Raw genomic sequence first — 19976 nt, forward strand, 5'->3', positions numbered from 1 at the left:
GGCCTCCTCAGGGAGCGCGTTGGAGACGGCCGCGGGCGGCCTCCTCAGGGAGCGGGTGAAGGGACTACGGCCTTACCCCCCGGTGGGGTAGGGCCGTAGCGCTGACGCGAACTCCTCCCTTCGCCGGCCTCCCGCAGCGGGCAGACGCACCACGGCGCGGGTGCAGGCATCGCCCAGCCAGCGCCGTTAGGGTGGCCGGACCCATGTCCGTGTCGACCGCTGCCCGAAGGGAGGAAGCGTGAGCCTCTTCGAGAGGATGGAGCGCAAGCTCGAGCGCACCGTCAACGGCGTCTTCGCCCGCGCCTTCCGTGCCGAGGTGCAACCGCTCGAGCTGGCCTCCGCGCTCCGCCGCGCGATGGACGACCGGGCGACCATGCTCGGCCGGGGTCGCACGATCGTGCCCAACCTCTTCACCGTCGAGCTCGCACCGAGCGACTACGAGCGCCTCACCGAGTTCGACCAAGAGCTCGAGGACGAGCTGGTCGCGGCCGCCCAGGAGCACTGCGAGTCGCAGCGCTACCAGCCCGGCGGCCCCCTGCAAGTCCTCTTCGACCAGGACGACGAGCTCGAGACCGGCGTCTTCCGGGTCCGCCCCGCCACCGCCCGGCAGCGTGTCGAGCGCGCCGAGCAGGTGCGCGCCTACTCCGACGAGCAGGCCCGCACCGACGACCGTCACGACGCCTACGACGAGTACTCCGGCGGCTGGGACCTCGACGACGTCGAGGACGAGCCGGCACCTGCACCCCCGCCCGCTGCCCCCCAGCAGACCGTCCCGCGGCCCCGCCCGGCCGCCGAGGACCAGCCGACCGCCGTCCACCGCCCGGCACCGGCCCGCCCCGCAGCCACCCCCCGCTCGGTCCACGACCGGCCCTGGCTCGAGGTCGACGGCGAGCGCTACCCGCTCATCGCCGCCATGACCGTGCTCGGCCGCGACGAGGGCGCCGACGTCGTCCTCGACGACCCCGGCATCTCCCGCCGGCACTGCGAGGTGCGCGTCACCCACGACGGGCCCCGCCTCGTCACCCACGTCCGGGACCTGCGCTCGACCAACGGCACCTTCGTCAACGGCGAGCCGACCGACGCCGCCCAGCTCTCCGACGGCGACCGCATCACCGTCGGTCGCACCCAGGCCACCTTCCACGCCGGTCGCTGACGCGACCACCATCCCCCCGACAGGAGCCCCGAGTTGAGCGAGTTGACGGTCACCGTGCTGCGCCTCGGCCTGCTCGTGCTGCTGTGGGTCTTCGTCCTGTCGGTCGCCTCCGTGCTGCGCACCGACCTCTTCGGCACCCGGGTCGTCAACCGTCGCCCCGCCCCGCCCAAGAAGGCCGCCCGCCGCGCCAGCACCGAGAGCGCCGCCCCGGCCACCCCGCGCCCCGCGCGCAACCCGCGCACGCCGACGCACATCGTGCTGACGACCGGCCCGCTCACCGGCACCTCCCTCCCCCTTCGCGACGCCGGCGTCCTCATCGGACGCAACCCCGAGTGCGCACTCGTCCTCGACGACGAGTTCGCCTCCGGGCGGCATGCGCGGATCCTGCGCGCCGAGGACGGCTGGTACGTCGAGGACCTCGGCTCGACCAACGGCACCTTCGTCGGCCAGTACCGCGTCGGCGACCCCGTCCCCGTCGAGGTCGGCACCTCGATCCGGATTGGGCGCACCGTCATCGAGCTGAGGAACTAGCGATGGCGCTGACCTTCCACTACGCCGCCCGCTCCGACGTCGGGCTGGTCCGCAAGGACAACCAGGACTCCGGCTACGCCGGCCCCCACCTGCTCGTCGTCGCCGACGGCATGGGCGGCCACGCCGGCGGCGACATCGCCTCCGCGACCGTCGTCACCGAGCTCGTCGAGATCGACCACGACTCCCTCACCGCCGCCGAGGCCTCCACCCAGCTGGGACGGGCCATCACCGCGGCCAACGACGAGATCGCGCACACCATCGCCGACAACCCCGAGCTCGAGGGCATGGGCACGACGGTCACCGCGATCATGCGCGCCCGCAACAAGCTGATCCTCGCCCACATCGGCGACTCCCGCGCCTACCTCCTGCGCGAGGGGCGCCTGGCCCAGATCACCAAGGACCACTCCTTCGTGCAGACCCTCATCGACGAGGGGCGCATCACCGAGGAAGAGGCCAGCACCCACCCGCAGCGCTCCGTCGTCACCCGCGTGCTCACCGGCGACGCCGGCGACGAGCCCGACATCGGGGCCCGCGAGGCCCGCCCGGGCGACCGCTACATGCTGTGCTCCGACGGGCTCTCGGGCTTCGTCGCGCTCGACACCATCGAGGAGATCCTCACCGCCGGCACCGCCCCCGGGCGGGCGGCCGACGACCTCGTCTCCCTCGCGCTGCGGGCCGGCGCCCCCGACAACGTCACCGTCGTCGTCGCCGACGTCGTCGACTCCGGCACCGGCCCCTCGACGCAGCCGCAGGTCGTCGGCTCCGCCGCCCTGCGCCGCCCCGCCAAGCGGGTCGACACCTCGCCCGCCGCCCGGGCCGCCGCCCTCACCGCGGGCGACGACGACGAGGACGTCGAGCTCGCCGAGGAGAGCCCGAGCCGGCGCGCCCGCTGGCTGCGCCGCATCGGTGGGCTGGCCGTCGCACTGCTCCTCCTCGGCGCGGTCGCCTACGGCGGCTACGCCTGGACCCAGCAGCAGTACTACGTCGGCGCCCGTGACGGGCACGTCACGATCTTCCGCGGCGTCGCCCAGGACCTCGGCCCGATCACCCTGCACACCGCCGTCGACGAGACCGACATCGAGATGGCCGAGCTGCCCTCCTTCTACCGCGACGAGGTCGAGGCGACGATCTCCGTCGACTCGCGCCCGGCCGCCGACGAGCGGGTCGCCAGCCTGCGCGCCGCCGCCGAGAAGTGCGGCCGGCTGCGGGCCACCGGGGAGCCCTGCGGGCGATGAGGCGGGCCATCACGACGATCACCCCGGCACGCGGGCGCAATGTCGAGCTGCTGCTCACGGCGCTCGCCATCGGCGTCGTCATCCTCGCCTACGTCAACGTCACCGTCGCCGAGTCGGGCGAGATCCCGCCCGACCTGCTCGGCCACACCGGCATCCTCGCCGCGATCGCGCTCGGCGTGCACCTCGTGCTGCGCTGGCGGGCCTCCTACGCCGACCCGATCATCCTGCCGATCGTCACCCTGCTCAACGGCATCGGCCTGGTGATGATCCACCGGCTCGACCTCGCCGCCGGCCGCGACTTCAGCTCCGGTTTGGCCCTGCGACAGCTCATCTGGACCGGCATCGGCGTCGCCATCGCCCTCGTCGTGCTCGTCGCCCTGCGCGACCACCGCGTCCTGCGCCGCTACACCTACACGGCCGGCCTCGCCGCCCTCGTCTTCATCGCCCTGCCGCTCACCCCCTTCGGCCACTCCGTCTACGGCGCGAAGATCTGGATCAAGCTCGGCGCCTTCACCTTCCAGCCCGCCGAGGTCGCCAAGATCCTGCTCGCGGTCTTCTTCGCCGGCTATCTCGTGCAGACCCGCGACATGCTCGCCCTCGCAGGCCGCAAGTTCCTCGGCATCACCTTCCCCCGTGCCCGCGACCTCGGGCCGCTCGCCATCGCCTGGCTCGCCGCCGCTCTGGTGCTCGTGCTCGAAAACGACTTCGGCACCACCCTGCTGATCTTCGGCCTCTTCGTCGCGATGCTGTACGTCGCGACCGAGCGGATCTCGTGGATCGTCCTCGGCCTGCTCACCGCGGCAGCCGGCGCCCTCGTCGTCTACCAGTTCGCCTCGCACGTGCAGACGCGCGTGCTGTGCTGGACCGACACCTTCTCCGAGGAGGGCATGGAGCAGTGCGGCCAGATCGGCACCGGCATCATGGGCATGGCCGCCGGCGGCATCTCCGGCACCGGCCTGGGCCGCGGCCGGCCGTGGCTCACCCCCCTGCCCGAGTCGGACTTCATCTTCACCAGCCTCGGTGAAGAGCTCGGCCTCATCGGCGTCTTCGCGCTGATCATGCTCTACGCGCTGCTCGTCGAGCGCGGCCTGCGCTCGGCGATCGGGCTTCGCGACGGCTTCGGCAAGCTCCTGGCGACCGGCCTGACCTTCGTCCTGGCCATCCAGGTCTTCGTCGTCATCGGCGGCGTCACCCGCGTCATCCCGCTCACCGGGCTGACCCTCCCCTTCGTCGCCTACGGCGGGTCCTCGCTGCTGACCAACTGGACGCTCGTCGCGATCCTCCTGCGCATCAGCGACCACGCCCGCCGGCCCGAGCCGGAGTTCGACCCCGCCTCCATGGACGCCCCGACCCAGGTGGTGAAGACGCGATGAACCAGCCCATCCGCCGGCTCTCGATGCTCGTCGCCCTGATGTTTGCCCTCCTGCTCGGGTCGAGCACGTGGATCCAGGTGCTCGGCTCCCAGGACATCAACGACCGCCCGGGCAACCGCCGCACCCAGCTCGAGAGCTACTCCCGCGAGCGCGGGCAGATCCTGCTCGCGGGCCGCCCCATCGCCAGCTCGACGCCCTCCGACGACGACCTGCAGTGGCAGCGCGAGTACAGCGACCCCACGCTCTACAGCCACATCACGGGGTGGAACTCCTTCACCTACGGTCCCGGTGGCGGCGTCGAGTACGCCGCCGACGGCCTGCTCTCCGGGCGCGACGACAAGCTCTTCTACGACCGCCTCACCGGCACCATCGCCGGCCGCGAGCCGAAGGGGGCCAGCCTCGAGCTGACCATCAACCCCAAGGTGCAGAAGGCCGCGAGCCAGGCCCTCGGCGACCAGCGCGGTGCCGTCGTCGCCATGGACCCGCGCACCGGCGAGATCCTCGCGATGGTCTCCCACCCGGACTACGACCCCACGCCGCTCGTCAGCCACAGCCCCGCGACGGAGAAGAAGGCGTGGGACTCGCTGAACGGCGACCCCAACCGCCCGCTCGTCAACCGCGCGATCTCCGGCAACCTCTACCCGCCCGGCTCGGTCTTCAAGATCGTCACCGCGGCCGCCGCCATCGAGGACGGGCAGTGGGACAAGGACTCGTCGATCCCCGGCCCCGCGGTGCTCGACCTGCCGCAGACCGACGTCGGCCTGCCCAACTCGCACCCCGGCGCGTGCGGCCCGAACGACAAGGTCACTCTCGCCGTGGCCATGCAGGACTCGTGCAACACCGCCTTCGGCTGGCTCGGCATGGAGCTCGGCGGCGACGCGATGCGCGAGCAGGCCGACAAGTTCGGCTTCGGCGAGGACCTCGACATCCCCATGAGCGTCACACCGTCGACGGTGCCCGCGGAGCTCAGCCCGCCGCAGGAGGCGCAGGTCGGCATCGGGCAGTACGACGTGCGGGTCACCCCCCTCCAGGTCGCCATGGTCACCTCCGCCGTCGCCAACGACGGCGTCGTCATGCGGCCCTACCTCGTCCAGTCGGTGCTCGGCTCCGACCTGTCGACGATCAGCGAGACCAAGCCGCAGCAGCTGTCCGAGGCCATGCAGCCCGAGACCGCCGACCAGCTGACGGGCATGATGCAGCTCGTCGTCGACCAGGGCACCGGCAAGCAGGCGGCCGTGCCCGGCACGAGCGTCGCCGGCAAGACCGGCACCGCCGAGCACGAGGACGGCAAGGCGCCGCACGCGTGGTTCACCGGCTTCGCCCCCGCGGACAACCCCCAGGTCGCCGTCGCCGTCGTGGTCGAGGACGGCGGGCGCGCTGGCAACGAGGCCTACGGTGGGTCGGTCGCCGGCCCGATCAGCGCCGCCGTCATGAAGGCGGCGATGGAGTGACCACCCCACGCACCCCCCGCAGCACACCCACTCGCGACGCCAGGGAGACACGATGAGCGCAGCGGCACCCCGCCTGCTCGGCGGACGGTACGAGGTCGGCGAGCTCATCGGGCGTGGCGGCATGGCCGAGGTCCACCTCGGCCACGACACCCGCCTCGGTCGACCCGTCGCGATCAAGATCCTGCGCACCGACCACGCCCGCGACGCCGCCTTCCTCGGGCGCTTCCGCCGCGAGGCCCAGTCCGTCGCCGGGCTCAACCACCGCTCGATCGTCGCCGTCTACGACTCCGGCGAGGACCGGGTCGTCGAGGCGGGCGGGGCCCACCTCGACATCCCGTACATCGTCATGGAGTACGTCGACGGCCGGACCCTGCGCGAGCTGCTCAACGAGTCCGAGACCGGCACCCTCGAGCCCACCGAAGCCGCCCGCATCGTCCAGCAGGTCCTCGAGGCCCTCGACTACAGCCACGACATGGGGATCGTCCACCGCGACATCAAGCCGGGCAACGTCATGATCGCCGACGACGGCGCGGTCAAGGTCATGGACTTCGGCATCGCCCGCGCCATCGCCGACACCCAGGCGACGATGACCCAGACCCAGGCCGTCATCGGTACCGCCCAGTACATCTCCCCCGAGCAGGCCCGCGGTGAGACCGTCGACAAGCGCAGCGACGTCTACTCCACCGGCTGCCTGCTCTTCGAGCTGCTGACCGGACGCACGCCCTACACCGGCGAGCCGATCTCGCTGACCTACCAGCACGTCAACGCCGACATCCCGCTCCCTTCGAGCGTCAACCCGCAGGTGCCGCCGCAGCTCGACGCGATCGTCCACCACGCCCTGACCAAGGACCGCGACGAGCGCTACCCCGACGCGAAGTCGATGGCCGAGGACCTCGAGGCCTACCGCGGCGGCAGGCCGATCAGCCCCGTCGCCACTGAGCGCCTCGACGCGGCGACGACCGCGCTGCCCGTGGTCGCGCCGCGGGGCGAGCCGACGCCGCGCACCGACCCCGAGACCGCGTCGATGCCGGTGGCCCAGCAGCGGCGCCGCGGCGGGGGTCTCGGGTGGCTCATGGCCGCCCTCCTGCTCATCCCGATCGCCCTCCTCGGGTGGTTTGCCTGGGATGCCAGCCAGGGCGAGGAGGTCGTGCAGGTCACCGTGCCCAAGGTCGTCGGCAGCGACGAGGACGCCGCCGTCGCCAAGCTGGAGAGCGTCGGCCTCAAGGCGGACGTCGAGACCGTGACCGATGACGGCGCCGTCGGGACCGTCATCGCGCAGGATCCGGGCGAGGGCACGAGCGTGCCCGAGGGCGACACCGTCGTCATCCAGGTCTCCGGCGGGCCGGACGAGGTCGGTGTGCCGAGCGTCGTCGGCATGGGACGCAACGAGGCCACCAAGGCGCTCCAGGACGCCGGGCTCGAGGTCGGTGAGATCACCGAGGAGGACAGCCCCGACCAGGGCCCCAACCGGGTCATCAGCTCCAGCCCCGGGCCGGCCGAGTCGGTCGCGAAGGGAAGCAAGGTCGACCTCGTCATCGCCTCCGGTGACGTTGACCTGCAGGACTACACGGGCCAGAAGATCGACGACGTCCGCAGCGACCTCTTCGGCCTCAAGCTGAAGATCAAGGAGACGACCCGCGAGTCCGACGAGGACGAGGGCACGATCCTCGAGCAGTCCCCCGGCGAGGGCAAGATCCGCCAGGGGCGCACGGTGACCTTCGTCGTGGCCCGCAAGCCGGCCGAGACGGTGACGACGACGCCGAGCTCGAGCGAGACCTCGGACGAGCCGAGCGACTCGGAGTCGTCCGAGCCCAACCCGACGTCGACCTCCCCTTCGGCCCCGCTGACCCCGACGCCCTCGGAGCCGAGCAGCACCCGCTCGACCAGCAGCACCACGCAGTCCCCCGCCAGCCCCTGACCCTGCCCACCTCGCATGTCCCTCGGCGGATGCGCAGGGGGTTGCCCAGGGCGTGCGCATTTCCCTAGGGAGATGACACCCCGCCCTGACATCTCCCTAGGGAGATGTGGGCTTCCGTGCGCATTTCCCTAGGGAGATGCGCAGGTCAGCTGATGTCGCCGTCGCCATCCCTGTCCCCGTCGTCGCGACGGCGGGCGTCGTCGAAGAAGACGTCGATCCGCTGGAATCCCTTGAGCTGCTGGGCCTCCGCGTGCCGGGCGTAGGCGCGCTGGTCGGCTCCGGTGAGCACGACCTGGTCGGTGAAGGGCGTGAGCAGAGCCCGGGGCCACAGATGCTCCTTGAGCACGACGTTGACCTCGAGGCAGAGCATGATGACGACGGCCATCGTGTAGAGGAAGACCAGCAGGCCGAGGACGACGGCGAAGACGGAGTTGAGGTTGCTCGCCCGCTCGATGACCGTGCTGACGTACACGGCACCGACCGCCTGCATCCCCTGCCAGGCCAGCGCCGCGAGCACGGCGCCCGGCAGCACGTCGGTGAGGCGCAGCGGCCGGGTCGTCGAGATGATGAAGACCAGCCCGATGACGAGCGTGTTCAGCCCGATCGAGGCGATGGTGATCGCCCAGCCCGCGTAGCCGCCGGCGACGAGCCGCTGCAGGTAGGTCGTCAGACCGGTCGTCAGGACGATCGTCAGGCCGGCGACGGCCAGCAGGAGCAGGCCACGGGCACGGCTGGCGAAGGGGTTGGGCCGGGAGTTGCGCGGGATCATCCAGGCGGTGTTGCTCGCGTACTGCAGCGCCTGCCCGACGCCGAGCCCGCCGTAGAGCGCCGCGAGCCCACCGATGAGCAGACCCATCGGCCCACCGCCGAGGGTGCCGGTCGTCCGCAGCTCGTCGCCGACGATCGGGAACTCCGACAGCGCCGAGTCGAGGATGCGGTCCTGCCACTGCGGCTGCCCCTGGAGGATGAAGCCGACCGCAGTCGACAGCAGCAGCAGCGCGGGGAAGAGCGACAGGAACCCGTAGTACGTGAGCAGTGCGCACAGGTAGCCGCCGAAGTCGTCGAAGAACTTGTAGACGACCGCGATGGGGAAGCCGACGAGCGGGTGACGACGCTGGATCCGGTCGACCGGACCGATGCTGGGCTCGCCCACAGCCGACCGTCAGCCGGCCGTGACGGCCCGCGCCACGCCTTCGACGTCGCGCACGAGCGGTGACATCCCGATGCTGCGCTCGACCGCACCCTCGTGGCCGGTCAGCTCCAGCCAGTTGGCCAGGATCCGGTGTCCCCCTTCGGTGAGCACCGACTCGGGGTGGAACTGCACGCCGTGCAGCGGCAGGTCGCGGTGGCGAGCGGCCATGATGATGCCCGACTCGGTGTGCCCGGTCGGCACGAGCGTGTCCGGGACGGTGGCCGGGTCGATCGTCAGCGAGTGGTAGCGCGTGGCGACGAAGGGGGACGGCAGCCCCGCGAGAACACCGTCACCGTCGTGCAGGACCCGGCTCGTCTTGCCGTGGAGCAGCTCGGGTGCCCGCCCGACGCTGGCGCCGAGGACGACCCCGAGGGCCTGGTGGCCGAGACAGACGCCGAGCATCGGTTGGGCCCGCTCAGCACAGGACTCGATCATCGCCGTCGAGACGCCGGCCTCCTCGGGCGTGCCGGGCCCCGGCGAGACGAGCACGCCGTCGAAGTCGGCCGCGTCCGCCGGCGTGATGGCGTCGTTGCGCACGACCGTCGTCTCAGCGCCCAGCTGCTGGAGGTAGCCGACAATCGTGAAGACGAAGCTGTCGTAGTTGTCGACGACGAGGATCTGGCTCACCGGGTCAGTATCTCCCTCAGTCGGTGGCGGGCAACGGGCGGGCGTGCTCGAGCCGGGTGCGACCGTCGAAGGCGGGCAGCTCCGACTCGTCTGCCCGGCTCACCTCGTAGCCGAGACCGACGGCGTCGACGTACTGGCGGTAGATGTCGACCGCTGGGTCGTCGTCGAGCGCCTGCTCGAGCTCGTCCGGGTCACCAACGGCCGTGATCGTGAAGGGCGGCGAGTAGACGCGGCCCTGGAGGATGAGCGTGTTGCCGACGCAGCGCACGGCGCTCGTCGAGATGACCCGCTGGTCCATGATCTGCATGGCCTCGGCGCCGCCGCGCCACAGGGCGTTGACCACGCCCTGCACGTCCTGCTGGTGGACGACGACGTCGTCGACGGTGAAGCCCTCGGGCACCTCGCTCGCCTTGAGGTGGGCGTCGTCGAGGGTGACCGTCACCGACGGCCCCTTGACCGGGGTCAGGCCCGCGACGCGGCCATTGGTCGTCGTCTCCTGCGAGATCTCGCGCATCCGCGCGCTGCCGGGCACGGCCTCGCGGGTGAGCCGGTCGACGTCGCTGCGCAGGGTCCGCACCTCCTGCCCGGACCGCTCGTTGTCGAGGGTCCGCTCACGGATGACGTCGGGCAGGCCCGTCGCCTCGCTGCGCAGGTCGGTGCCGCGGGCGGTCGTGCTGGAGGTCGCGAAGAGCAGGCCAGCACCCATGGCGATGACCGGCACGAGCGAGGACCACCGGCTGGGCCGATGGGTCAGCCAGGTACGCACGCGCGGGCCGAGGCCGGCCGAGGCGTCGGCCGGGGCGGTGGGGGTGTCGTCGGCGGCCCGGTCGTCGGTGGCTGCGGTCGGCTCGTCGGCCGCGGGCTGGGCGTCGGTCACGGGTACCCCCTTCGGTCGGTTGGTCGGGCCCGGACCTCTACGCTAGGCCACGACCCCGATCATCCCGAGGAGCACCCTGTGGCGAAGTCCGCCGACGACGCACCGGACGCCAAGGCCGAGGCCGACGCGACCCCCAGTACGACGACGTCGACGTCGTCCGCCGCGCGCAGCAAGCGCTCGGGCGACCCGCGCAGGCGCGCGGCCGTCAAGGACGCGGAAGAGGCCGCCGAGGCGAAGTCCCGCCACAAGGTCAAGGCCCAGCAGATCGGCAACCCCGGCTGGTTCGTCCCCGTCATGCTCGGCCTGATGCTCATCGGCCTCGTGTGGGTCGTGACCTTCTACATCACCCAGGAGCAGTACCCGGTCGAGTCCTGGGGGCGCTGGAACCTCGGGGCCGGGTTCGCCTTCATCCTCGCCGGCTTCGCGATGACCACCCGCTGGAAGTAGCCGGTCACCCACTCCGCACAAGGCCGCACCGTCCACACGGACGGTGCGGCCTTGTGCGTGTCCCCACCCCCAGCCCTGTGCACACAATCCTGTGGACAACCCACGTTATCCACAGGATTGTGCACATCTGGGGACAAATGACACGCGTGTAACTCCCGGATTTCCGGGGTTTCGCACGTCAGGCGAAGGGGGTGAGCACCGGCGCTGAGGACATCGCGTACTTACCCACAGCCAGGGCGAGGACGACGAGCAGCGTCGCCCCGATCCCGACCCAGGCGATCGCCGGCTGACGCCGGCTGCGGGAGAGCGCCAGCGCCAGGGCCATGAGGGCACCCGCGACGAGACCGCCGAGGTGGGCCTCCCACGCGACGTTGGGGACGACGAAGCCGATGACGGCGTTGATGCCGATCGTCGCGATCATCGACGAGCTGTCGCGGCCGAGGTGCCGGTTGAGCACGATGACGGCGGCGAAGAGACCGAAGACGGCGCCCGAGGCCCCGACGACGGGCACGTACGCGCCCGGGTCGTAGGGGTCCACCGGCTGGAAGAGCAGCCAGGTGACGCTGCCCGCGAGTGCGGCGACGAGGTAGACCGCGAGATAGCGGGCCCAGCCGAGCATCCGCTCGAGGTACCCGCCGACGAGCCACAGCGCGAGCATGTTGAAGAGGATGTGCATCGGCTGGTTGGGGCTGTGCGCGAAGGCCGAGGTGATGAGGCGCCAGGGCTCGGCGGTGCCGAGGGCCGGCGCGAAGGCGACCTCCTGGAAGACCCGCGGGGAGAGCAGCTCGGCGACCCACACGACGGCGCAGATCGCGATGATGCCCATGGTGAGCATCGGGCGACCGTCACCGGCGCGGCCGCCGAAGATCGTCACCTGGGGGCGCTCCCCCTTCGCCTGCTCGCGGACGCAGTCCACGCACTGGACGCCCACGGCGGCGCTGCGCTGGCACTCCGGGCAGACAGGGCGACGGCACCGCTGGCAGCGGATGTAGCTGACCCGGTCGGGGTGACGCGGGCAGACGGGGACGTCGCCGGAGCCGCCGTCCGGCGCGCCGGACGGCGGCTGCGACATGCGGATCAGTCCTCGACGATCTCGACGGACTCGATGACGACCGACTCGACGGGCTTGTCCATCGCACCGGTCGGCACGGCCGCGATCTTGTCGACGACCTCACGGCTGGGGCCGTCGGCCACCTCGCCGAAGATCGTGTGCTTGCCGTTGAGCCACGGGGTCTCGCCGACGGTGACGAAGAACTGCGAGCCGTTGGTGCCGTGGCCGCCGCGCTTGCCGGCATTGGCCATGGCGAGCAGGTAGGGCTTGGAGAAGGTGAGGTCGGGGTGGATCTCGTCGTCGAACTCGTAGCCGGGGCCACCGATGCCCTGACCCAGCGGGCAGCCGCCCTGGATCATGAAGCCGGAGATGACCCGGTGGAACTCGAGGCCGTCGTAGAACTTCTGCGGGTTGGTCCGGCCCGCGTCGTCCTTGTACTCCGCCTCGCCCGTGGCGAGGCCGACGAAGTTGGCGACCGTCTTGGGGGCGTGGTCGGGGAGGAGGGCGACGGTGATGTCGCCGAGGTTCGTGTGCAGGATGGCCTTCATGCTCCCCATCGTAGTCAGGGGGCCCGACACGGCGAACGTGGCAGGGCTCATCGCAGCCCTCGGTTTCGTCCGTCGCCGATCCGGTGCAGGATGGGGGTGAGTCCCCCGACGTCCGCAGGAGGAAGTGTGTTCCAGAAGAACAACAAGGTCGAGGGTGGTCGGGTCCGTGCCCACGAGACCGCCGAGGCCGCATCGCAGAAGGTGCACGAGATCATCGACAAGGTGGCCGAGCACTCCGAGCAGGGAGCCGAGCGCGCGCAGGAGCTCAAGGGCGCCGCCGCCGAGCAGGCCCAGTCCGCCAAGGTGAGCGCCGCCGCCCGCGCCGCCGACCTGCGTGAGCAGGCCGAGGACGTCAAGCAGCAGGCGGCCAAGGACGCCAAGCGCAACCGCAAGGCTGCCCGCAAGCAGGTCAAAGCCACGAGCAAGCGCGCCCGCAAGCACGCCGACAAGGCCGGCTCCGAGGTCCAGGACCTGCGCGACACCTTCGTCGACGAGGTGCTGCCCAAGGTCGCCACGACGGCCTCCGGCCTCGCCGCGGCGGGTGTCGCCGCGGGCCGCAAGGCTGCCGACGAGGCGGCCTCCCGCGCCCCCGAGGTCGTCGCCGCGCTGCGTGACGAGCAGGACCCCAAGCTGGCGCTCGCCGCGGCGAAGGGGGAGAAGCCCCGCAAGAAGCGACGCGGGCTCAAACTGCTCCTCCTCGCGCTCGTCGCGGGTGGCATCGCCGCCTTCGTGGCGAAGCAGAAGCAGGGCCCCAAGAAGGACCCGTGGGCCGTGCCCGCCGGTGACCCCTACAAGGCTCCCGCCACCGGCCGCGACTCCTCGCTGGCCACCGGCACGTCCGCTGCCGCCACCACCGCTGCGGCCGCCCCGGCTGCCGCTGCCGGTGTCGCCCCGGCGGCCGAGGTCGTCGACGAGGCGCCCGTCGCCGCGCCGCTGGCCGACGTGGACGTCGACGACGAGGGTGCCGACTCGATCGACTCCGAGGAGACGCTCGAGGACACCCGCGCCGAGGGCGACGACGCCTGGAGCTCCGCCCGTGACTGGGCCGACAACTCCGCGGTGCCGTCCGTCACGGACACCTCCGAGGGCAGCGACGTCACCCCGCACAACCTGGGTGGCGACCTCCCCGTCGAGGGCGACACCACGGCCTGATTCACCACCGATCCCCGAGGAGGGCGCCCCGCGCCCGTCTCGAAGGGCCACGACGAAGGGCGCCACTCCCCACACCGGGGGGTGGCGCCCTTCGTCGTCTGCGGGCCCAGGCGAGGGAGTCGCGGACGAGCCGGGTGGAGCTGGCTGCCTGCTCGACCTGCACCCAGTGGCCGCACTGCCCGAAGACGTGCAGCTGCGATCAGCCGCCGACGAGCTCCGGTGGGCGCTCGGCGGGGGTCTCGCGCCGCTGGCGGGGGATGAGCAGGCAGACGAGCGCACCGGCGAAGGCGGCCCCCGCACCGACGAGGAAGCAGACCCGGAAGGCGGACTCGTCGGGGATGACGTGGTCACCCAGGCTGATCGTGCGGCTGGTGAGGATCGCGGCCATCACCGCGCCGGCGAGGAGCTCGACCTCGAGCAGTCGACCGTCAACCGGCAGGTCCACGCGGCGCTCGAGTCAGGGGTCGTCGAGCGCTCCCGCCCCTCCGGCTCGCCGACCTATCTCGTCGGGATGAGCGTCGAGGGCCGGGAGCGCTTCCTCGCCGACATGGACCGCCTGCTCGCCGTCTACGACCGGGCGGTCGCCGCCGGCCCGCGGCAGAGCACGAGCGCTTCCTCGAGCACCTCGCGGCCTTCGTCGCGGCGCTGGACCCGCACACGGTCACCGCTACCGACTGACGGCACGACGAAGGGGGCCGCCCCGCTGATGCGGGACGACCCCCCTTCGATCTCGGTGGAGGCGATCGGACTCGAACCGACAACCCTCTGCTTGCAAAGCAGATGCGCTACCAATTGCGCCACGCCCCCGAGGGCTGGTCGATCAGGTGGGGCGGTCGGTGACCGCCGCCCACGCACCGCCCGATCCGCCGGGGGCGGGTGCGGTGCTGCTCATCCGGCTCGTCGCGGCGTGCAGGTCCTTTTCGGACCGCTGCTGCTCGAGCTTGCGCCGGGCGTAGACCGCGCCGGCAGCCGCGACGATGACGAAGACCTTCTTCACGAACATCTCCTCACCGTCGTCGTGGTGGTGGGCCCAGGAGGACTTGAACCTCCGACCTCTTCGTTATCAGCGAAGCGCTCTAACCGCCTGAGCTATGGGCCCGTGTGCGCCGTGGAGAGTCTCCGTGGCGCGACGCCCGAGATTACCCCACACCCGGCGCCGAAACCAAAACGGCGCCGGGGGTGCGGATCAGTCGTCGGTCAGCGTCATGTGCACGCCGCCCACGAGGCTGGCGACGATGTTGTAGAGGAAGGCACCGAGGGTGGCGATGGCCGTCAGCAGGAAGACGTCGACGACCGCGATGACGATCGACAGCGAGACGACCCGGCCGAAGCCGAGGAAGTCCATGACGTCGAACTCCTCGCCCGAGCCGTCACCGATGATCTGGCCGGCCAGCTCGTTGACGGAGTCGAAGACCCCCATCGCCGAGAGCAGCACCCACATGACGGCCGTCATGACGACGAGCGCGATGCCCAGGGCCACGGAGACGAGGAAGCCGACCTTCATGACGGAGAAGGGGTCCACCCGCGAGACCATGAGCTTGACGCGGCGACCGGCCCGGGGGGCGGGTCGGGAGGCGGTGCCTCCGGACGAGGTCCGCCGGGCCTGGGACGACCCTGCAGCCGTCCGCACGGCCGTGGTCTCTCCTGTCGAGCTCACTCCTGGTCACCTCCGGGGGCATCCCCCTGCTGGGCGGTCTCCGCCGGGACCTCCCCGGCGGACTGCACGTCAGGGTCCGACGCTACCTGCTCGTCCCCCGGCTCCGCGTCCTCGCCACGGTCGACGTTGCGAGCAACTGCGACGATCTCGTCACCCTTGCGCGGCGAGGCGAAGCTGACGCCCTGGGTGTTGCGGCTCGTCCGGTTGACCTCGGCCACCGCCGAGCGGACGATGTTGCCCTTTTCCATGACGACCATGACCTCGTCGTCCTCGTCGACGACGAGAGCACCGACGAGCCGACCGCCCTTGCCGGACTTCGCCGCGAGCACGCCGAGGCCGGAGCGGCCCTTGGCGGTCCACTCGGAGGCGGAGGTCCGCTTGGCGACGCCGTTGTCGAAGACGACGAAGACGTCCGGGTCGGTGCCGTCCTCGATGACGTTGAGCGCGAGCAGCGAGTCGCCGTCGCGGAACTTCATGCCCGTGACACCGCTCGTCGAGCGGCCCATCGGCCGCAGCACGTCGTCGGTCGCGTGGAAGCGCACCGACATGGCGTCCCGCGAGACGAGCAGCAGGTCGTCCTCGGCCGACACGAGGCCGACCCCGATGAGCTCGTCGTCCTCCCGCAGCTTGATGGCGATGAGGCCGCCGCTGCGGGGCGAGTCGTACTCGGTCAGGCGGGTCTTCTTGACCAGGCCGCGCTTCGTCGCGAGGACGAGGTAGGGGGCCGCCTCGTAGTCCTTGATGGCGTAGACCGCGGCGATCTGCTCGTCCGGCTGGAAGGCGAGCAGGTTGGCCACGTGCTGGCCCTTGCCGTCGCGGGCCGCCTCGGGCAGCTCGTAGGCCTTGACCCGGTAGACCCGGCCGAGGTTGGTGAAGAAGAGCAGCCAGTGGTGCGAGGTCGTCGTGAAGAAGTTGCGCACGACGTCCTCGCCGCGCAGCGCCGCGCCGCGCACACCCTTGCCGCCACGCTTCTGCGCGCGGTACTCGTCGACCCGGGTGCGCTTGGCGTAGCCACCCCGGGTGATCGTCACGACGACGTCCTCCTCGGGGATGAGGTCCTCCATCGCGACGTCACCGTCGTAGGGGAGGATCCGGCTGCGCCGCTCGTCGCCGTAGCGGTCGACGATCTCACCGAGCTCGTCCTTGACGATCTGCCGCTGCCGCTCGGGCTTGGCGAGGATGTCCTTGTAGTCGACGATCCGCGCCTCGATCTCGTCGTGCTCGTCGATGATCTTCTGCCGCTCCAGCGCGGCCAGACGGCGCAGCTGGAGGTTGAGGATCGCCATCGCCTGCAGCTCGTCGATGTCGAGCAGCTTGATCAGGCCCTCGCGGGCCTCGTCGACGGTCGGGGAGCGGCGGATGAGCGCGATGACCTCGTCGAGCAGGTCGAGCGCCTTGAGGTAGCCGCGCAGGATGTGGATCGCGGCCTCGTCCTTGCGCAGCCGGTACTCGGTCCGGCGGACGATGACGTCGATCTGGTGCTCGACCCAGTAGCGGATGAAGGCCGAGATCGGCAGCGTCCGCGGCACCCCGTCGACGAGCGCGAGCATGTTGGCGCCGAAGTTGGTCTGCAGCTGGGTGTGCTTGTAGAGGTTGTTGAGCACGACCTTGGCGACCGCGTCCCGCTTGAGGACGATGACGAGTCGCTGGCCCGTGCGGCCGGAGGTCTCGTCGCGGATGTCGGCGATGCCCGACAGGCGACCCTCCTTGGTCATCTCGGCGATCTTCTGCGCCAGCGCGTCCGGGTTGACCTGGTAGGGCAGCTCGGTGACGACGAGGCAGGTGCGTCCCTGGATCTCCTCGACCTCGACGACCGCCCGCATGATGATGGAGCCGCGGCCGGTGCGGTAGGCGTCCTCGATGCCGCGCGTGCCCATGATGAGCGCGCCGGTGGGGAAGTCGGGGCCCTTGATGAAGCCCATGACCGCCTCGAGGGCCTCCTCGCGGGAGGAGTCGGGGTGGTCGAGCATCCACTGGGCGGCGTCGGCGACCTCGCGCAGGTTGTGCGGCGGGATCTGGGTCGCCATGCCGACGGCGATGCCGGCGGAGCCGTTGGCGAGGAGGTTGGGGAAGCGCGCGGGCAGCACGTCCGGCTGCATCGTCTTGCCGTCGTAGTTCGGGACGAAGTCGACCGTCTCCTGGTCGATGTCGCGCACGAGCTCCAGCGACAGCGGAGCCATCTTGCACTCGGTGTACCGGGGGGCGGCCGCACCGTCGTTGCCCGCGGAGCCGAAGTTGCCCTGCCCGTCGATGAGCGGGTACCGCAGCGACCACGGCTGCACGAGGCGGACCATGGCGTCGTAGATCGCGCTGTCGCCGTGCGGGTGGTACTGGCCCATGACGTCGCCGACGACGCGCGAGCACTTGTTGTAGCCGCGGTCGGGGCGGTAGCCACCGTCGTACATGGCGTAGACGATGCGGCGGTGCACGGGCTTGAGCCCGTCACGCACGTCGGGCAGGGCGCGGGAGACGATGACGCTCATCGCGTACTCGATGTAGCTGCGCTGCATCTCCGCGTTGAGGTCGATCGGCTCGGTGCGATCCGCCTCGGGGGGCGTGGTGGGGGTGTCGGTCATGTGGTCAGGTCACCTCGGGGTCGTGCCGAAGGGGGGGCAGGGCGGGTCGTCGCGGTGCGCGCCGGCCGGGTCAGATGTCGAGGAAGCGCACGTCGCGCGCGTTCTTCTGGATGAAGCTGCGGCGGGACTCGACGTCCTCGCCCATGAGCACGGCGAAGATCTCGTCGGCCGCGGCGGCGTCGTCGAGGGTCACCTGGAGCAGCACGCGGCTGGCCGGGTCCATCGTCGTCTCCCACAGCTCCTGGTAGTTCATCTCGCCCAGACCCTTGTAGCGCTGGATGGCGTTGTCCTTGGGCAGTCGCCACCCCTTCGCCTGGCCCTCGGCGACCATGGCGTCGCGCTCGCGGTCGGTGAAGGCGAACTCGTGGTCGTGGTTGGACCACTTGAGGCGGTAGAGCGGGGGCTGCGCCAGGTAGACGTAGCCGGCCTCGATGAGCGGCTTCATGAAGCGGAAGAGCAGCGTGAGCAGCAGGGTGCGGATGTGCATGCCGTCGACGTCGGCATCGGCCATGAGCACGATCTTGTGGTAGCGCGCCTTGGCGATGTCGAAGTCCTCGCCGATGCCCGTGCCGAAGGCCGAGATCAGCGCCTGGACCTCCTGGTTGGCGAGGATCTTGTCGATCCGCGCCTTCTCGACGTTGAGGATCTTGCCGCGGATCGGGAGGATCGCCTGGTTCTCCGGGTTGCGGCCCGCCTTGGCCGAGCCGCCGGCGGAGTCGCCCTCGACGATGAAGACCTCGGAGATCGTCGGGTCCTTGGACTGGCAGTCGGAGAGCTTGCCGGGCAGGCCGCCCGACTCGAGCAGCCCCTTGCGCCGGGTCGCCTCACGCGCCTTGCGCGCGGCCATGCGGGCGGCGGCCGCCTGGACGGCCTTGCGGACGATGTCCTTGCCCTCGTTGGGGTGCGCCTCGAGCCAGTGGCCGAACTCGTCGGTCATCGCCCGCTGGACGAAGCCCTTGACCTCGGAGTTGCCGAGCTTGGTCTTGGTCTGGCCCTCGAACTGCGGCTCGCCGAGCTTGACGGAGATGACGGCGGTCAGACCCTCGCGGATGTCGTCGCCGGTGAGGTTGTCGTCCTTGTCCTTGAGGAGGTTCTGCTTGCGCGCGAAGTCGTTGATGAGCTTCGTCATCGCCGCACGGAAGCCCTCCTCGTGGGTGCCGCCCTCGTGCGTGTTGATCGCATTGGCATAGGTGTGGACGGACTCGCTGTAGGCGCTCGTCCACTGCATCGCCAGCTCGAGGGAGAGGGCCCGCTCGGTGTCCTCCGTCTCGATCGAGATGATCTCGGCGGTGACCGGCTCGGCCTTCTTGGAGCCGACGAGGTGGCTGACGTAGTCGACGATGCCGTTGTCGTAGCGGTAGGAGACCTTGCGGGCCTTCTTGGCGGGGGCGGTCTCGCCGCCCTCCGAGTCGACGACCTCGGTGATGTCGTCGTCGACGTGGTCGAGGTCCTCGGCCTGCTCGGTCTCCGTGGGCTCGTCGACCCGCTCGTCGACGAGGTTGATCGTCAGGCCCTTGTTGAGGAAGGCCATCTGCTGGAAGCGGGCGCGGATCGTCTCGTAGTCGTACTCGACCGTCTCGAAGATCTCGGGGTTGGCCCAGTACGTGATCGTCGTGCCGGTCGCGTCGGTCTCCTCCTCACGGCGAAGGGGGCCGGTCGGCACGCCGTGGTCGAAGGACATGCGGTGGGCGTGGCCCTTCTGCCGCACGCAGACGTCGAGGCGGGTCGAGAGGGCGTTGACGACGGACGAGCCGACGCCGTGGAGGCCACCGGAAACCTTGTAGCCGCCGCCGCCGAACTTGCCACCGGCGTGCAGCTGGGTGAGGACGAGCTCGACCGCGGAGATGCCCTCGGCCTCGTGGATGTCGGTCGGGATGCCGCGGCCGTTGTCCTTGACCCGGACGGCACCGTCCTCCATGAGCGTCACGTCGATCGTGTCGGCGTGGCCGGCCATCGCCTCGTCCACGGCGTTGTCGACGATCTCCCACACGAGGTGGTGCAGACCGCGCTCGCCGGTGGAGCCGATGTACATGCCGGGCCGCTTGCGCACGGCCTCCAGGCCCTCGAGGACCTGGATCGCACTCGCGTCGTACTCGGGGCTCCCCGTGTCGGGGGACTTCGGCTGGATCTCAGGCGACTGCTCGTCTGCCACGGTGCTCCTCGAGCTGGTGCGGTGCATGGATCGCCG

General features: G+C 70.9%; 18 protein-coding genes and 2 tRNA genes. 8 read left to right on the plus strand and 12 right to left on the minus strand.

Annotation, left to right across the window (positions count from 1 at the left end; all coding sequences use genetic code 11):
• The first annotated feature begins 238 nt into the window (after window positions 1–238).
• The 6 genes from CWN80_RS06170 to pknB are packed head-to-tail and all read left to right on the plus strand — an operon-like array spanning window position 239 to window position 7661.
• Entirely contained in the window at window positions 239–1153 is a 915-nt protein-coding gene (locus CWN80_RS06170) for an FhaA domain-containing protein (protein ID WP_040881717.1), read from the plus strand.
• A 33-nt stretch (window positions 1154–1186) separates the two neighbouring features.
• Window positions 1187–1684 (plus strand): FHA domain-containing protein FhaB/FipA, encoded by a 498-nt coding sequence (locus tag CWN80_RS06175; protein ID WP_128277021.1) that lies wholly within the window; start codon window positions 1187–1189, stop codon window positions 1682–1684.
• Between the two features lie 2 nt (window positions 1685–1686).
• Complete coding sequence (locus CWN80_RS06180; protein WP_007929567.1) at window positions 1687–2919, plus strand: Stp1/IreP family PP2C-type Ser/Thr phosphatase; 1233 nt, start codon at window positions 1687–1689, stop codon at window positions 2917–2919.
• Window positions 2916–4292, plus strand: a complete 1377-nt coding sequence (locus tag CWN80_RS06185) for an FtsW/RodA/SpoVE family cell cycle protein (protein WP_040881721.1) — start codon at window positions 2916–2918, stop codon at window positions 4290–4292. Before CWN80_RS06180 ends, CWN80_RS06185 begins: the two co-directional genes overlap by 4 nt.
• The gene (locus tag CWN80_RS06190) at window positions 4289–5743 is read left to right on the plus strand and encodes a peptidoglycan D,D-transpeptidase FtsI family protein (RefSeq protein WP_007929569.1); all 1455 of its coding nucleotides are present in this window, start codon (window positions 4289–4291) and stop codon (window positions 5741–5743) included. The genes CWN80_RS06185 and CWN80_RS06190 overlap by 4 nt, the downstream gene beginning before the upstream one ends.
• 52 nt (window positions 5744–5795) lie before the next feature.
• A complete protein-coding gene (gene pknB, locus CWN80_RS06195; RefSeq protein WP_007929571.1) occupies window positions 5796–7661 on the plus strand; it encodes a Stk1 family PASTA domain-containing Ser/Thr kinase in 1866 nt (621 codons plus the stop codon).
• Between the two features lie 145 nt (window positions 7662–7806).
• Here pknB and CWN80_RS06200 read toward each other — a convergent pair whose 3' ends face one another.
• From CWN80_RS06200 to CWN80_RS06210, 3 genes are read right to left on the minus strand one after another with little or no spacing between them, the layout of a single operon-like run.
• Entirely contained in the window at window positions 7807–8814 is a 1008-nt protein-coding gene (locus tag CWN80_RS06200) for a YihY/virulence factor BrkB family protein (RefSeq protein ID WP_007929573.1), read from the minus strand.
• A 9-nt stretch (window positions 8815–8823) separates the two neighbouring features.
• Window positions 8824–9480 (minus strand): aminodeoxychorismate/anthranilate synthase component II, encoded by a 657-nt coding sequence (locus CWN80_RS06205; protein WP_007929574.1) that lies wholly within the window; start codon window positions 9478–9480, stop codon window positions 8824–8826.
• A 16-nt stretch (window positions 9481–9496) separates the two neighbouring features.
• Window positions 9497–10357 carry a DUF881 domain-containing protein gene (locus tag CWN80_RS06210; protein ID WP_007929576.1) on the minus strand — a complete coding sequence of 287 codons (861 nt, stop codon included), beginning with the start codon at window positions 10355–10357 and terminating at the stop codon, window positions 9497–9499.
• Window positions 10358–10435: 78 nt separating this feature from the next.
• Here CWN80_RS06210 and CWN80_RS15795 point away from each other — a divergent pair, with 78 nt between their 5' ends.
• The gene (locus CWN80_RS15795; RefSeq protein ID WP_007929577.1) at window positions 10436–10804 is read left to right on the plus strand and encodes a cell division protein CrgA; all 369 of its coding nucleotides are present in this window, start codon (window positions 10436–10438) and stop codon (window positions 10802–10804) included.
• A gap of 178 nt (window positions 10805–10982) precedes the next feature.
• Here CWN80_RS15795 and CWN80_RS06220 read toward each other — a convergent pair whose 3' ends face one another.
• Window positions 10983–11876 (minus strand): rhomboid family intramembrane serine protease, encoded by an 894-nt coding sequence (locus tag CWN80_RS06220; protein WP_007929579.1) that lies wholly within the window; start codon window positions 11874–11876, stop codon window positions 10983–10985.
• 5 nt (window positions 11877–11881) lie between these two features.
• Entirely contained in the window at window positions 11882–12403 is a 522-nt protein-coding gene (locus CWN80_RS06225; RefSeq protein WP_007929580.1) for a peptidylprolyl isomerase, read from the minus strand.
• 126 nt (window positions 12404–12529) lie between these two features.
• On the opposite strand from CWN80_RS06225, the gene CWN80_RS06230 reads away from it, so the two are divergent.
• Window positions 12530–13555: a hypothetical protein gene (locus tag CWN80_RS06230; RefSeq protein ID WP_007929582.1), complete on the plus strand. Its 1026-nt coding sequence runs from the start codon at window positions 12530–12532 to the stop codon at window positions 13553–13555.
• A 199-nt stretch (window positions 13556–13754) separates the two neighbouring features.
• Here the strand turns inward: CWN80_RS06230 and CWN80_RS06240 are convergent, their stop codons facing one another.
• The 7 genes from CWN80_RS06240 to gyrB all read right to left on the minus strand — a co-directional run bounded on the left by CWN80_RS06240 (window position 13755) and on the right by gyrB (window position 19967).
• Window positions 13755–14000, minus strand: coding sequence for a hypothetical protein (locus CWN80_RS06240; protein ID WP_192899845.1), 246 nt, complete (start codon window positions 13998–14000; stop codon window positions 13755–13757).
• A gap of 289 nt (window positions 14001–14289) precedes the next feature.
• Window positions 14290–14362 (minus strand) — tRNA-Ala (locus CWN80_RS06245).
• 13 nt (window positions 14363–14375) lie between these two features.
• Window positions 14376–14558, minus strand: coding sequence for a DLW-39 family protein (locus tag CWN80_RS06250; RefSeq protein ID WP_007929584.1), 183 nt, complete (start codon window positions 14556–14558; stop codon window positions 14376–14378).
• Window positions 14559–14577: 19 nt separating this feature from the next.
• Window positions 14578–14654 (minus strand) — tRNA-Ile (locus tag CWN80_RS06255).
• A gap of 87 nt (window positions 14655–14741) precedes the next feature.
• A complete protein-coding gene (locus tag CWN80_RS06260) occupies window positions 14742–15212 on the minus strand; it encodes a DUF3566 domain-containing protein (RefSeq protein ID WP_238148098.1) in 471 nt (156 codons plus the stop codon).
• The gene (gyrA, locus tag CWN80_RS06265; RefSeq protein ID WP_128277023.1) at window positions 15209–17788 is read right to left on the minus strand and encodes a DNA gyrase subunit A; all 2580 of its coding nucleotides are present in this window, start codon (window positions 17786–17788) and stop codon (window positions 15209–15211) included. The genes CWN80_RS06260 and gyrA overlap by 4 nt, the downstream gene beginning before the upstream one ends.
• A 70-nt stretch (window positions 17789–17858) precedes the next feature.
• Complete coding sequence (gene gyrB, locus CWN80_RS06270; RefSeq protein ID WP_083853676.1) at window positions 17859–19967, minus strand: DNA topoisomerase (ATP-hydrolyzing) subunit B; 2109 nt, start codon at window positions 19965–19967, stop codon at window positions 17859–17861.
• Window positions 19968–19976 lie beyond the last annotated feature (9 nt).

This window comes from Janibacter hoylei PVAS-1 (assembly GCF_004025845.1).
Classification (GTDB): Bacteria; Actinomycetota; Actinomycetes; order Actinomycetales; family Dermatophilaceae; genus Janibacter; species Janibacter hoylei.